General features: G+C 70.4%; 13 protein-coding genes. 1 reads left to right on the top strand and 12 read right to left on the bottom strand.

Going from position 1 to position 13738, the window contains the following annotated elements; genetic code table 11:
* Positions 1-57: 57 nt before the first annotated feature.
* Positions 58-1617 carry a GTPase HflX gene (gene hflX / locus ABIA36_RS13155; RefSeq protein WP_369962908.1) on the bottom strand — a complete coding sequence of 520 codons (1560 nt, stop codon included), beginning with the start codon at positions 1615-1617 and terminating at the stop codon, positions 58-60.
* Between the two features lie 89 nt (positions 1618-1706).
* Here hflX and ABIA36_RS13150 point away from each other — a divergent pair, with 89 nt between their 5' ends.
* Positions 1707-2324, top strand: a complete 618-nt coding sequence (locus tag ABIA36_RS13150; protein WP_369962907.1) for a class I SAM-dependent methyltransferase — start codon at positions 1707-1709, stop codon at positions 2322-2324.
* A gap of 80 nt (positions 2325-2404) precedes the next feature.
* Here ABIA36_RS13150 and dapF read toward each other — a convergent pair whose 3' ends face one another.
* From dapF to ABIA36_RS13095, 11 genes are all read right to left on the bottom strand, one after another.
* Positions 2405-3283, bottom strand: a complete 879-nt coding sequence (gene dapF, locus ABIA36_RS13145) for a diaminopimelate epimerase (RefSeq protein WP_369962906.1) — start codon at positions 3281-3283, stop codon at positions 2405-2407.
* 68 nt (positions 3284-3351) lie between these two features.
* A complete protein-coding gene (gene miaA / locus ABIA36_RS13140) occupies positions 3352-4290 on the bottom strand; it encodes a tRNA (adenosine(37)-N6)-dimethylallyltransferase MiaA (protein WP_369962904.1) in 939 nt (312 codons plus the stop codon).
* Between the two features lie 185 nt (positions 4291-4475).
* Positions 4476-6140 carry a tRNA (N6-isopentenyl adenosine(37)-C2)-methylthiotransferase MiaB gene (miaB, locus tag ABIA36_RS13135; protein WP_369962902.1) on the bottom strand — a complete coding sequence of 555 codons (1665 nt, stop codon included), beginning with the start codon at positions 6138-6140 and terminating at the stop codon, positions 4476-4478.
* 62 nt (positions 6141-6202) lie between these two features.
* On the bottom strand, positions 6203-6982 hold the full coding sequence (locus ABIA36_RS13130) for a regulatory protein RecX (protein WP_369962900.1): 780 nt from the start codon (positions 6980-6982) through the stop codon (positions 6203-6205).
* 151 nt (positions 6983-7133) lie between these two features.
* On the bottom strand, positions 7134-8213 hold the full coding sequence (gene recA / locus ABIA36_RS13125; protein WP_369962898.1) for a recombinase RecA: 1080 nt from the start codon (positions 8211-8213) through the stop codon (positions 7134-7136).
* A gap of 201 nt (positions 8214-8414) precedes the next feature.
* Positions 8415-8639, bottom strand: coding sequence for a DUF3046 domain-containing protein (locus ABIA36_RS13120; RefSeq protein WP_369962896.1), 225 nt, complete (start codon positions 8637-8639; stop codon positions 8415-8417).
* Between the two features lie 66 nt (positions 8640-8705).
* Positions 8706-9017 carry a helix-turn-helix domain-containing protein gene (locus ABIA36_RS13115; protein WP_369962894.1) on the bottom strand — a complete coding sequence of 104 codons (312 nt, stop codon included), beginning with the start codon at positions 9015-9017 and terminating at the stop codon, positions 8706-8708.
* Positions 9018-9178: 161 nt separating this feature from the next.
* On the bottom strand, positions 9179-9697 hold the full coding sequence (locus ABIA36_RS13110; protein ID WP_369962892.1) for a CinA family protein: 519 nt from the start codon (positions 9695-9697) through the stop codon (positions 9179-9181).
* Positions 9684-10307 (bottom strand): CDP-diacylglycerol--glycerol-3-phosphate 3-phosphatidyltransferase, encoded by a 624-nt coding sequence (gene pgsA, locus ABIA36_RS13105; RefSeq protein ID WP_369962891.1) that lies wholly within the window; start codon positions 10305-10307, stop codon positions 9684-9686. Before pgsA ends, ABIA36_RS13110 begins: the two co-directional genes overlap by 14 nt.
* A 6-nt stretch (positions 10308-10313) precedes the next feature.
* Complete coding sequence (locus ABIA36_RS13100) at positions 10314-13112, bottom strand: DNA translocase FtsK 4TM domain-containing protein (RefSeq protein ID WP_369962888.1); 2799 nt, start codon at positions 13110-13112, stop codon at positions 10314-10316.
* Between the two features lie 96 nt (positions 13113-13208).
* Positions 13209-13700 carry an N-acetyltransferase family protein gene (locus tag ABIA36_RS13095; protein ID WP_369962886.1) on the bottom strand — a complete coding sequence of 164 codons (492 nt, stop codon included), beginning with the start codon at positions 13698-13700 and terminating at the stop codon, positions 13209-13211.
* Positions 13701-13738 lie beyond the last annotated feature (38 nt).

The raw sequence follows: 13738 nt of genomic DNA, 5'->3' as shown, positions 1-13738 counted from the left end.
ACAGTGGGTCCGCCCGGCCTCCTGACCGGTGGTCGTCCGCCTCGGACTACGAAAAGCTCAGACGGCGAACGGCTCGAACACGGACTGGTACTCCGGCATGATCCGTGCCCGCACGCGCGTGCCGTCCTCGACGTACTCGGTCGAGAGCACGCGGCCGCGCTCATGCAGCGCCGACACGAGGTCGCCACGGTCGTACGGCACCACGAGCTCCACTTCGACCGACGGGTCGGGGAGCAGCCGCGCGATCGCCGCGAGCACCTCGTCGATGCCCTCGCCGGTGCGCGCGGACGCGAAGATCGCGCCGGGCTCCAGCCCGCGCAGGACGAGCCGGTCGTCGGCCGGGATGAGGTCGGCCTTGTTGAACACCACGATCTCCGGGATGTCCCGCGCGCCCACCTCCCCGATCACGTCGCGGACCGTCGCGAGCTGCGACGCCGGGTCGGGGTGAGAACCGTCGACCACGTGCAGGATGACATCGGAGTCGGCGACCTCCTCCAGCGTCGAGCGGAACGCCTCCACGAGCTGGTGCGGCAGGTTGCGCACGAAGCCGACCGTGTCGGCCAGCGTGTAGAGCCGGCCGTCGGCGGTCACCGAGCGGCGCACAGTCGCGTCCAGCGTGGCGAACAGGGCGTTCTCGACGAGCACGCCCGCCTTGGTCACCCGGTTCAGGAGGCTGGACTTGCCCGCGTTCGTGTACCCGGCGATGGCGACGGACGGAACCGAGTTGCGGTTGCGGTTCGCGCGCTTCGCCTCGCGCGCGGGCTTGAAGCCGGCGATCTGCTTGCGCAGCTTCGCCATCCGCGTGTGGATGCGGCGCCGGTCGAGCTCGATCTTCGTCTCACCGGGTCCGCGCGAGCCCATACCGGCGCCCGCGCCGCCCACCTGGCCACCGGCCTGACGGGACATCGACTCGCCCCAGCCGCGCAGGCGAGGGAGCAGGTACTCGAGCTGCGCGAGCTCCACCTGCGCCTTGCCCTCGCGGCTCTTGGCGTGCTGACTGAAGATGTCGAGGATGACGGCCGTGCGGTCGATCACCTTCACCTTCACCACGTCCTCCAGCGCGCGCCGCTGGCTGGGCGCGAGCTCGGTGTCGGCGATGACGGTGTCGGCGCCGAGCGCGCGGACCACGCCGGCGAGCTCCTCGGCTTTGCCGCGGCCCAGGTACGTGCTCGGGTCGGGATGCGGCCGTCGCTGCAGGAGGCCGTCCAGCACCGCGGCGCCCGCGGTCTCGGCGAGGGCGGCGAGCTCGCGCAGCGAGTTCTCCGCGTCCTGCAGCGTCCCCTGCGAGTACACGCCGATGAGCACGACGTTCTCGAGCCGGAGCTGCCGGTACTCGACCTCGGTGACGTCCTCGAGCTCGGTGGAGAGCCCGGAGACGCGGCGGAGTGCCGCCCGCTCCTCGCGGTCGAACTGCTCGCCGTCGTGGCCGCCGCCGTCGGTGTCGTCGCGCTGGAGCGCCTGCGCCCCTGAGCCGAACAGCGTCACCGTCGCACGGTTCTGCTGGGTGGCGAGGACGCGCGCGACGACGTCGTCGACGGTGTGCTCGGTGGCGTGCTCTGTGGTGGTCGTGCCGGCTCGTTCGGCGGTCTGTTCTTCGAAATCTGTTCGTTCGGTCATTCACTGTCCCCTGATCCAGGTGGGGTACACCCTAGTCTGTCTGTTCTGCCGTGTTTGTCTGATGGTCCGCGTCCTGTACGGTCCTCTATATGGCCAGCGGAGATCACTACTTCTCACCCGCTCCCGAGAGCGAATTGAAACTGCGGCCGTTCACCGCACGCCTGGCGGGCCAGACGTACGAACTGGTGACGGCCAACGGGATCTTCAGCCCCGAGCGCATCGATATGGGTACGCGAGTGCTCCTCGACCATGTCCCCTCCGCGCCGCCCGGAGGTCAACTCCTCGACCTCGGTTCCGGCTGGGGGCCTCTGGCTCTCACACTTGCTCTCGAATCCCCTCATGCGACCGTCTGGGCGGTCGACGTCAACACCCGAGCACTGGACGTGGTGCGCCGGAATGCGCAGAAGCTCGGTCTTACGAATGTTAACCCCGTGACCCCGGACGATGTTCCCGAGTCGCTGCAATTCACCACCATCTGGTCCAATCCGCCCATCCGGGTCGGCAAGAACGAGCTGCACGACATCCTGCAGCGCTGGCTGCCGCGGCTGGAGCCGGGCTCGGATGCGTGGCTGGTCGTGCAGCGCAACCTGGGCAGCGACTCGCTGCAGCGCTGGATCCAGTCCACGATGCCGGAGCTGACCACGACCCGCGCCGCGATCTCGAAGGGCTATCGCGTCCTCCGCACCCGCAAGCCCGCCGAGGACTGACCTCCTCCAACCGCCGAGTACGCTCGAAATCCGGTCTTCTGCCGCCGAACGCCTGATTTCGGGCGTACTCGACGGTTGCCTCAGGCGAGTTCGAGAGTGCCCGTGTAGACCAGCTCGGCCGGCCCGGAGAGCGCGACGTGCTCGCCGTCCTCGGTCGGGAACATCCGCACGCCGACGGTGCCGCCGGGCACCTCCACACGCCACTGGTCGGGCGCGCCGGAGCCGGCCCAGTGCCGCACCGCCAGTGCGGCCGCTGCCGCGCCGGTGCCACAGGAGAGCGTCTCGCCGCTCCCGCGCTCGTGCACGCGCATCCGGATCCGGCCGACGCCGTCGCGCACCAGCGGCTCCTGCGGCACGACGAACTCGACGTTCGCGCCGTCCGCCGGCGCCGGCTCGATGTGCGGGATGTAGGTGAGGTCGGCGGCCTCCAGCTCGGACTCGTCGGCCACCGCGACGACCACGTGCGGGTTGCCCATGTCGATGCCGAGACCCGGACGGGCGACCGGCAGCTCCTTGGCGCGGACGAGCGGCTCGCCGCCGTCCAGGCTCCACCGGCCGAGGTCGACCTGGAATCCGCTGAGGTTGCGCTGCACGTCCCGCACGCCGGACCTGGTGCCGATCGGGAGGGTGTCGCCGTCCGCGAGCTCGGCGAGGCCGGAGGCCAGCAGGTAGCGCACGTACACGCGGATGCCGTTGCCGCACATCTCGGCGAGGGAGCCGTCGGCGTTGTAGTAGTCCATGAACCACTCCGCGCCGTCGTCCTCCGCGAGCGCCTCGGCGCCCTCCGGTAGGTGCGTGGAGCGGACCGCGCGGATCACGCCGTCCGCGCCGATGCCGAAGTGCCGGTCGCAGATCGCGGCGATCTGCTGCGGGGTCAGCGGCAGACGCCCGTCCGGGTCGGAATAGAGCACGAAGTCGTTGCCGGTCCCCTGACCCTTGGTGAAGTGGAGCGTCGCCATCGCCCCAGCCTATCGGCCGTCGGCTCAGGGACTGCCGAGTGTCGGCGCAGCGGCCGCCGAGCGGCGACTCAGGGACCGCCGAGCGCGTCCAGAGCGGTCGCGGTCAGGTGCGGGTCGTCGTAGTCGAGCCAGTGGAGGCCGGGGTAGCGCTTGAACCAGCTCACCTGCCTGCGCGCGTATCGCCGGGTGAGCTGCTGCGTGGCCGCGATCGCCTCGGCGCGGGTCAGCTCGCCCTTCACCTCCGCGAGCGCCTGCGCGTAGCCGATCGCCCGTCGCGCGGTCACCCCGTCCTCCAGCCCGAGCGGGATCAGCCGCCGCACCTCGTCGGTGAGGCCGTCGCGCCACATCCGCTCGACGCGCGCGTCGAGCCGGAGCACGAGCTCCTCGCGCGGCGCCGCCAGCCCGAGCACGACGGTCGGCCGCCAGTACTGCGGCTCGTCCGGGAGCGCGCCGCTGACCGATTGCCCCGTCAGCTCGGCGACCTCCAGCGCCCGCACGATCCGCCGCCCGTTGGACGACCCGATCCGCGTCGCGGCCTCGGGGTCGACGTCCGCCAGCCGCCGGAACAGCATCCCCGGCCCCTGCGCCGCCAGCTCGGCTTCCAACCGCGCCCGGAGCTGCGGATCGGTGCCCGGGAACCGGAAGTCGAAGATCACGCTCGACACGTACAGCCCGGACCCGCCCACGAGGATCGGGGTCGCCCCGCGCCCGAGGATCTCGCCGACGACCCGGCGCGCCTCCGGCTGGTAGCGCGCGACGGTCGCCTCCTCGGTCACATCGAGGACGTCGAACAGGTGGTGCGGCACGCCCCGCCACTCGGCGGGCGGGAGCTTCGCGGTGCCGATGTCCATGCCCCGGTAGAACTGCATCGCGTCCGCGTTGACGACCTCGGCGGCCTGGCCGCGCTCGCGGAGGGCTTCGGCCAGCGCGAGGGAGAGCTCGGTCTTGCCGGTGCCGGTGGCGCCGACGATCGCGACGATCCGCGCAGCCTCACCACCACCCGACATAGCCGGAGCACCCGAGTCATCACCACCGAACACAGCCGGAATGCGCGCCTCGCCACCACCGGACGCGGCCGGAGCGCTCGCCTCACCACTGCCGGGCGTGGCCGGAGCGTCCGCCTCACCACCGGACGCAGCCGGAGCGCCCGCCTCACCGCCGTCGGGCGCGGGCGCCGTGGGGGCGTCCCCGCTCAGCGCTGGCCGTCCGACGGGTCGTAGATCGGCATGGTGCCGACGCCCGGGGAGGTGAGCGGGTCGCGCGGGCGCAGCGTCGGCAGGCCGAGGGACACCCGGCCGGCCGCCTGCGCGCCGTCGCCGTGGGACGGCACGGCGCACGACTCGGCCTCCGCACGGTCCCACGCGTCGCCCGCGCGGGTGCGGCGGATCGCGAGGGGCGTGCCGTCTGCGCTGTCCGCGATCAGGTAGTGCGGCGCGGCCTGGGTGACGCGCACGGTGACGACGTCGCCGGGGCGCGGGACGTCGGAACCGGCCGGCAGCTCGAAGTGGACGAGCCTGCTGTCGCGCGCGCGGCCGCTCAGGCGGTGCGTGTCGGCGTCCTTGCGGCCTTCGCCGTTCGCCACCAGCAGCTCGACCTCACGCCCGATCAGCCGCTCGTTCTCCTCCAGGGAGATGCGCTCCTGGAGGGCGATCAGGCGCTCGTAACGGTCCTGCACGACCTCCTTCGGCACCTGGTCGGCCATGTCGGCCGCGGGCGTACCCGGCCGGATCGAGTACTGGAAGGTGAACGCGGACGCGAACCGGGCCTGCTCGACCACGCGCATCGTCTCGAGGAAGTCCTCCTCGGTCTCCCCCGGGAAGCCGACGATGATGTCGGTGCTGATGGCCGCGTCCGGGAGCTTGGCGCGCACGCGGTCGAGGATGCCGAGGAACTTCTCCGACCGGTACGACCGGCGCATGGACTTGAGGATGCGGTCGGAGCCGGACTGGAGCGGCATGTGGAGCTGCGGCATGACGTTCGGCGTCTCCGCCATCGCGTCGATCACGTCGTCCGTGAACGCGGCCGGGTGCGGGCTGGTGAAGCGGATGCGCTCCAGGCCCTCGATCTGTCCGGCGGCGCGCAGCAGCTTGCTGAACGCCTGGCGGTCGCCGAACTCGACGCCGTAGGAGTTGACGTTCTGGCCCAGCAGGGTGACCTCGATGGCGCCGTCCTCGACGAGCGTGCCGATTTCGGCCAGGATGTCGCCCGGCCGGCGGTCCTTCTCCTTGCCGCGCAGCGACGGCACGATGCAGAAGGTGCAGGTGTTGTTGCAGCCGACCGAGATGGACACCCAGCCCGAATAGGACGAGTCGCGCTTGGTGGGCAGCGTGGACGGGAAGGTCTCCAGCGACTCCAGGATCTCGATCTCCGCCGCATCGTTGTGCCGCGCACGCTCGAGGAGGCCGGGCAGCGAGCCCATGTTGTGTGTGCCGAAGACGACGTCCACCCAGGGCGCCTTCTCCAGGATGACGTTCTTGTCCTTCTGGGCGAGGCAGCCGCCAACCGCGATCTGCATGCCGGCGTGCCGGCGCTTGACCCCGGCGAGGTGGCCGAGGTTGCCGTAGAGCTTGTTGTCGGCGTTCTCGCGGACCGCGCAGGTGTTGATGACGACGATGTCGGCTTCGGCGCCGTCGGCAGGCACGTAGCCGGCGGCCTCCAGCGAGCCGCTGAGCCGCTCCGAGTCGTGCACGTTCATCTGGCAGCCGAACGTGCGCACCTCGTACGTCCGCGGACGGCCGTCCTCCGTGAGGGCGGCCGGGGACGGCTCGGAGAGGCGGGAGTGCTCGGCAGTGCTGGACACGACGGTACTGGACACGGCGGTGCTCGACGCGGCGGTGCTCGACTCGATGGTGCTCATGATGCGTACGATTCTACGTTCGACCGGCACCGGAATCGAACGACGCCCGCCCCCGCTCGCACCTACTGGAACCGAACCCCACCGCGTCGCCCGCGCGTCGCGAACGCCGCGTCCAGCGCCTGCCGGACCACAGAGGAGTCGTAGCCCTTGCGCGCGAGGAACCCGTGCAACCGGCGCCGCGCGGTCTCGTCGTCGTAGGACGAGAGCTGCCCGATCCGCTTGACGGCCAGCTCGGTCGCCCGCTCCAGCTCGTCCGCGATGTCGGCCAGCGCTTCCTCGATGAGCTCCGGAGCGATGTGCCGGCGCTTGAGGTCGAGCTCGATCGCCGACCGGCCGAGCCCCTTGCGGCTGTGCTGCGTGAACGCCAGCGTCGCCGCGAGGGACGCGTCATCGATCACGCCCATCGCCTCGAGCCGATCCAGCTCGGGACCGTACACCTCCGGCGCGATCTCCCGCTTGGTGAGAAGCTGCTCCAGCTCCCAGCGCGACATCCCCCGCCGCGCGAGCTGCCGGATGGTGAGCCCCGACGCCTTCCGCGTCAGCCGCTCGGTCTCCTCGTCGTCCGCATCGGAGCCGGTCGCGACCTCGGCCGAGCCGGCCGCGTCGACCGCGTCGGTACGCCGCACAGGCTCGGCCGCCCAGGTGTTGTTCCACCGCGCGTTGCTCAACCGCTCCAACGCTTCGCCCGAGCCCGCAGCGCCAGACGCCTGCACCCCCGACTCCGGCGCCCCCGACTCCGGCGCCCCCGGAAGCTTCGCGACCGGCCGCACCACACCCGGCTCGGTCGCTCGCCCCCGCTTCGCCGACGCCTGCCCGCGACGCAACGGCGTCACCGGAGCCACATGCTCGGACCCCTCAGCCTCGGACCCCCCGGCCCCAGCATCCGGCGACTCAGAAGGAAACTTCACGACCATGACAGCTCCCTCCTCATTTCTCCCGCTACTTCACTCCCGCTGACGTCCTGCTGGTGAACACGCGCCGGAGCGCCCGCACCTACGCGCCCTTACGAGCCTGCAGCTTCTTCTCCAGCGAGTCCACGTTGTCCGCCTCCGCCGGCGCTGCGGCCGCGTTGGGGTCTGCGATCACGCCGAGCTTGATGAGGATCTTCTTCTCGATCTCGGCCGCGATGTCGGCGTTCGCGATGAGGAAGTTGCGCGAGTTCTCCTTGCCCTGGCCGAGCTGGTCGCCCTCGTACGTGTACCAGGCGCCCGACTTCTTGACGATGCCGTGCTCCACGCCGAAGTCGAGGAGGCTGCCTTCGCGCGAGATGCCGACGCCGTAGAGGATGTCGAACTCCGCCTGCTTGAAGGGCGGCGCCATCTTGTTCTTGACGATCTTGACGCGGGTGCGGTTGCCGACTGCCTCGGTGCCGTCCTTCAGGGTCTCGATGCGACGGATGTCGAGGCGCACCGACGCGTAGAACTTGAGGGCCTTACCGCCGGCGGTCGTCTCCGGGCTGCCGAAGAACACGCCGATCTTCTCGCGGAGCTGGTTGATGAAGATCATCGTGGTGTTCGTGGAGCTCAGCGCGCCGGTCAGCTTGCGGAGGGCCTGCGACATGAGCCGGGCCTGGAGACCGACGTGCGAGTCGCCCATCTCGCCCTCGATCTCCGCACGCGGCACCAGAGCGGCGACCGAGTCGATGACGACGAGGTCGATCGAGCCGGAGCGGACCAGCATGTCGGCGATCTCGAGCGCCTGCTCACCGGTGTCGGGCTGCGAGACGAGGAGGGCGTCGATGTCAACGCCGAGCTTGCGGGCGTACTCCGGGTCGAGCGCGTGCTCGGCGTCGATGAAGGCCGCGATGCCGCCGGCCCGCTGGGCGTTGGCGATGGCGTGGAGCGTCAGCGTGGTCTTACCGGAGGACTCCGGACCGTAGATCTCGACGATGCGGCCGCGGGGAAGACCCCCGATGCCGAGAGCCACGTCGAGTGCGATCGACCCGGTGGGGACGACCTCGACGGGGGCGCGCTCGTCGCTGCCCAGTCGCATGACCGAGCCCTTGCCGAACTGACGGTCGATCTGGGCGAGCGCGGTCTCGAGCGCCTTCTCGCGGTCTGCGGGTGATGGCATTGCGGTTCTCCTTCGTGGGCTTCGCTGACGAGTTCGACTGTATGGCCGACCGCCGACACTCGGCGTGCCGACCGCTGGATCCGTGGACAACTCGTTTTCGATTGCTGCCTGTGCAGGAGTCTACGCATATCCGAACATATCTTCGAGCGTTCCCGCCCGGCGTGTCGGCCCGACATTCGGCACGAATGTGCGCGCGGGGAGTTAGCGCTTGGGAGCGGGGATGCCGGCGCCGTACCAGTGGGACTGCGGCACGCCGGTCTCGCGGCACAGCGCGAGCCACACGTCGCGTGCCGGGATGCCGGCGTTCAGCGCGTCCTGCGCCGTGCGTCCGCCGAGCTCGCCGAGCACGAGGTCGGTCAGCAGCGCCTGCCCGTACCCGGAGCCGAACTCGTCGACGACGGCGCGCTGGAACTCGCTCAACTTCATGGGATCACCTTAAACGAGGGGACGCCCCGCATCGTGCGGGGCGCCCTCGGGAATGTCGTGGGATGTTCAGCGGGAGACGAGGTTCGCGTCCAGAGCGGAGACGAAGTCGTCCGGGATGGTGTCGGGGATGCCCGGCTCGAGGCCTTCGAGCACCGCGATGCGGTCGCCGACCTCGCGCATGATGACGGAGACCGGGGTCTCCAGGGCGTCGGCCACTGAGGCGAGGATCTCGCTCGAGGCCTCCTTCTGACCGCGCTCGACCTCGCTGAGGTAGCCGAGGGCGACACTCGCCTTGCTCGCTACCTGTCGCAGGGTGCGGCCCTTCTGCAGGCGGAAGTCCCTGAGCACGTCGCCGATTTCCTGACGTACAAGAATCATTTCGGAGCCTCCTTCTTCTACCCTGCCGACGTATCGAATGGATGCCAACTGTACCGCATCCATGTCAGTCACGATATCCGCGACGACTGGGCTTTCGTTGTGAATGCAAGGAGTTGTAACCCAACGGAAACACCCGGTATTCCCTGGGCTGCGGACGGGTGTCAGCGCTCCACGATCCCGAGCTCCACGGCTAGTTCGCGCACCGCCCGCGAGACGGTCTGCGAACGGATCGACTGCCGATCCCCCGCCAGCCTCAGCTCGACCGACCGGACGTCGGCGGCCGACGCGATGCCGACGTAGGCGGTGCCCACAGCGCGACCGCCCTGAGGATCGGGCCCGGCCACACCGGTGGTCGAGAGGCCGAAGTCGGCGGGACGGCCCTCGACGGCGAGCCGCTCCCGCACCCCGGCCGCGAGCTGGCGCGCGACCTCCGGGTCCACCGGCCCCTCCCGCTCCAGGAGCGCGGCGTCCACCCCGAGAAGGGTGTGCTTCAGCTCGGTCGCGTAGACGACGGCCGCGCCGAGCACGACCGCGGAGGCGCCGGGGACGCGGGTCAGCTCGGCCGCGAGGCCTCCCCCGGTCAGCGACTCCGCGACGGCGATCGTCCGGCCGCGTTCGATGAGGGTGCGCACCACGCGGAAGGTGAGGTCGGCCGCCGCGACGTCGTCAGGCCCCGGCACGCTTGGCCCTCCGGCCGCGGTAGGCCTGCCAAAGGTAGTCGAAGCCGGTCACGACGGTCAGGATCACGGCCGCGGTCATCAGGATGCCGTTCACCCAGAAGATCCAGTCGCCGAAGATCGTCCAGAGCGGGAAGAGCGCGAACGAGATGGCCACCGACTGCACGATGGTCTTGATCTTGCCGCCGCGGGAGGCGGCGATGACGCCCTGGCGGATGACCACGAAGCGGTAGACGGTGATGCCGATCTCGCGCACCAGGATGACGATGGTGACCCACCACGGCAGCTCGTTCAGGATGGACAGCGACACCAGCGCTCCGCCGGTCAGCACCTTGTCGGCGATCGGGTCGAGGAGCTTACCGAGGTCGGTGACCGTGTTGTTGCGGCGCGCGATCGCGCCGTCGACGCCGTCGGAGGCGATCGCGAGCACGAACAGCACGGCCGCCGTCCAGCGCAGCGGGCCGTCGTGGCCGGCGTCGGCGAGCAGCATCCAGATGAACAGCGGCGCGAGGAGGATGCGCACCACTGTGATCACGTTGGGCACGTTCCAGTTGCTCGCGCGGTTCGTCTTGCCGTCCGCCGCGGCAGGCGGAGGCGTGTCGGGCACCGACATCGCGGTCTACTCCCTGCCGGTCAGCTGCCAGGCGTCCTCGTCCGAGTCGCCGTCCACCTCAGGATAGCCCTCGGACATCGCCGCGACGGGGTCTGCTCCGTAGCGGTCGCCGTCGTCGTGCGTCTCCGCGACCGGCTGCCCGGCTGGCGCCGGGGCGGCGGCGGGTCGCGACGGCGGCTCCTCCCCGCGCAGGCGCGCCAGCACCTGCGGGAGCTGCTCCGCGGTCGCGAGCACGTCGCGGGCCTTCGAGCCCTCGGACGGGCCGACGATCTCGCGGGACTCCAGGAGGTCCATGAGCCGCCCCGCCTTGGCGAACCCGACGCGGAGCTTGCGCTGGAGCATCGACGTGGAGCCGAACTGCGACGAGACGATGAGCTCGGCCGCCGCGAGCAGCAGCTCGAGGTCGTCGCCGATGTCGGAGTCGATCTGCTTCTTCTCCGCGGCCGCCGTGACGTCCTGCCGGTATTCCGGGCGCGCCTGCCGGGTGACGTGGTTCACGACCTTCTGGATTTCATCCTCGTTCACCCACGCGCCCTGCACGCGCACCGCCTTGGAGGCGCCCATCGGCAGGAAGAGCGCGTCGCCCTGGCCGATGAGCTTGTCGGCGCCCGGCTGGTCGAGGATCACCCGCGAGTCGGTGACACTGGTCACCGCGAACGCGAGCCGGGAGGGCACGTTGGCCTTGATGAGGCCGGTCACGACGTCGACCGAGGGCCGCTGGGTGGCGAGCACCAGGTGGATGCCGGAGGCGCGGGCGAGCTGGGTGATGCGGACGATGGAGTCCTCGACGTCGCGCGGGGCGACCATCATCAGGTCGGCGAGCTCGTCCACGACCACGAGCAGGTACGGGTAGGGCTTGAGCTTGCGCTCGCTGCCCTCCGGAAGCACGATCTCGTTGTTGACCACGGCCTTGTTGAAGTCGTCGATGTGGCGGAAGCCGAAGCTCGCCAGGTCGTCGTACCGCATGTCCATCTCTTTGACGACCCACTGGAGGGCCTCGGCGGCCTTCTTCGGGTTGGTGATGATGGGCGTGATGAGGTGCGGGACGCCGCCGTAGATGGTGAGCTCGACGCGCTTCGGGTCGATGAGCACCATGCGGACCTCGGACGGCTTCGCGCGCATCAGGAGGCTGGTGATCATCGAGTTGACGAAACTCGACTTTCCGGAGCCGGTCGAGCCGGCCACCAGGAGGTGCGGCATTTTGGCGAGGTTCGCGACGACGAAGCCGCCGCCGACGTCCTTGCCGATGCCGATGGTCATCGGGTGGACGCTCTTGGCGGCCGCCGGCGAGCGGAGGATGTCGCCGAGCGACACGATCTCGCGGTCGCTGTTCGGGATCTCGACGCCGATCGCGGACTTGCCCGGGATGGGTGAGAGGATGCGGACCTCGTTGCTCGCGACCGCGTACGAGAGGTTCTTGCTGAGCGCCGTGACGCGCTCCACCTTGACGCCAGGGCCGAGCTCGATCTCGTACTGGGTGACTGTCGGACCCCGTGAGTATCCGGTCACCTTGGCGTCGACCCCGAACTGGGTCAGCACCTCCGTGATCGCCGCGACGATCTCCTCGTTCGCGCTGGAGCGCGTCTTGGCGGGCGTTCCCGCCGAGAGCATCGTGGCCGAGGGCAGGTTGTAGGGAGCGGTCGGCTGCGCCCCTGCCTCGTCGACGGCGGCGGTCTCGTCGAAGTCGTCTGCGCCGGCCTGGAACCCGGGCAGCACCGCCGGAGCCGTCGGCGTGGCCGCGGCCGCAGCGGTCGGGGGCAGCTCGCCGGTGAAGCGCTGAAGCACGGTCTCCGCGTTGGCGAGTTCGCTGAGCACCTCGGTGTTGTAGTGGTCGCTCGCCGGGTCGGGCTCCAGCGGGGAGTCGAACTCGCCCTTGCCGCGCGCGGGGGCGCCGAACACGTCGGTGAGGTCGGCGGGAGCCTCGTAGTCCGGGTCCTCCTCGCGCTGGGACTTGTTGCGCCGCCACCAGGGCAGCGCGGTCTCGCCCTCCGGCTCATCCAGGCCGTCGAGCTCGACCTGCTCGGTGCGCTGGTTCTTGCGCTCGTCCCTGGCCTCCTGGCGCTCCTCCTCGGTGGGGAGCTGTGCGCCGAACAGGTAGGCGTACAGCTCGCGGATGCGCGCGGGCAGCTTGTTGGGCGGCGTCTTGGTGATGATGAAGAGGCTGAGGACGAGCAGGGCGATGATGACCGCGCCCGCACCGTAGGGCGTGATGAGCCAGGAGAGCGGTGCGGCGATCAGCCAGCCGAGCATCCCGCCGGCCTGCGCGAGCGCGGCCACGCCGTCGGTGGGCGACGGATGATGGCTGAACAGGTGGCAGAGGCCCGAGATCATCAGCAGCAGGATGCCGAGGCCGATCCCGATGCGCGTGTTGTCGTGCACGGAGCTGGGATGCCGGAACAGCCAGGCGGCGAAGATCACCATGACGACCGGGAGCGCGAACGCGACGCGGCCGAACAGCAGGCCGAAGGTCCAGGAGTCGAGCGTGCGGGCGACCTGGTCGTTGATCAGGAACCACTCGACGACGACGCCGGCGATGGCGAGCAGCACGAGGAAGAACGGGAAGCCGTCGCGGCGCTCCTCCTTGCTCAGCTTCTCCGGCCCGAGGGCGCGGAACGCCCCTCCGGTGAGGTGCGCCAGCCCCATCCACGCGCGGACGAGCGGGCTCGGCGCGTCGTCGGCGGCCGGGTACGCGACGGTCTTCTGGGACTGCGTCTTCGTCGGGGTCTTGGCGGCCGTCTTGCGCGCCGTCGAGCCGCCGCGACCGGACCCCCGGGCGGACGAAGTCGACTTGGTGCTCGTAGCCATAGGATCAACGCTACTTCGGACCCCCGGCAGGGGGCCGGATCACGCGCTGATATGGGGAAAATCCGCAACGGCGCGCGGGCTGTGAGGGAATCGCCGTCAGCGGACCGGGCGCACCATCGTGTCGGCCGTCGCGCGCGACTGCACGGTCACGTATCCCTCGCTCACGTAGAGCCGTTGGGCGAAGTTCGCGCGCTCGACGCTCAGGCTCAGCCGGGCAGCGCCGGAGGCGGCGGCCTGCCTCCCCAACTCCTGAAGCAGGGCACGGCCGACGCCCTGGGCGCGCCACTGCGCGTTCACGCCGAGGGTCAGTTCCGGGACACCGACGGCGACGAAGCCCTTGCCTGGCGCGTCGGCCGGGAACAGCCGCGCCCAGCAGGCGCCGACGGCGGCGCCGTGGGCGTCCTCCGCGACGCAGCCGAAGTCCCCCGGCCGCTTCCAGCCGGCGACGTAGCGCAGGACGGCCGGATCCTCCAGCACCGCGATGCGCGGGCGCGCACGGGAGACGTTCCAGTTCGCGGCCTCGACCAGCATGTCGGAGAGGACGCGCGCATCCTCGGCGACCGCCGGGCGGATCCGGAACCCTGTCATGGCTGAACGCTACTCGCCGGTGTGTTTCGCGCGGGTTA

The organism is Leifsonia sp. EB34, from assembly GCF_041260585.1.
GTDB lineage: Bacteria > Actinomycetota > Actinomycetes > Actinomycetales > Microbacteriaceae > Leifsonia.
This window is presented reverse-complemented; position numbering and strand designations above follow the sequence as displayed.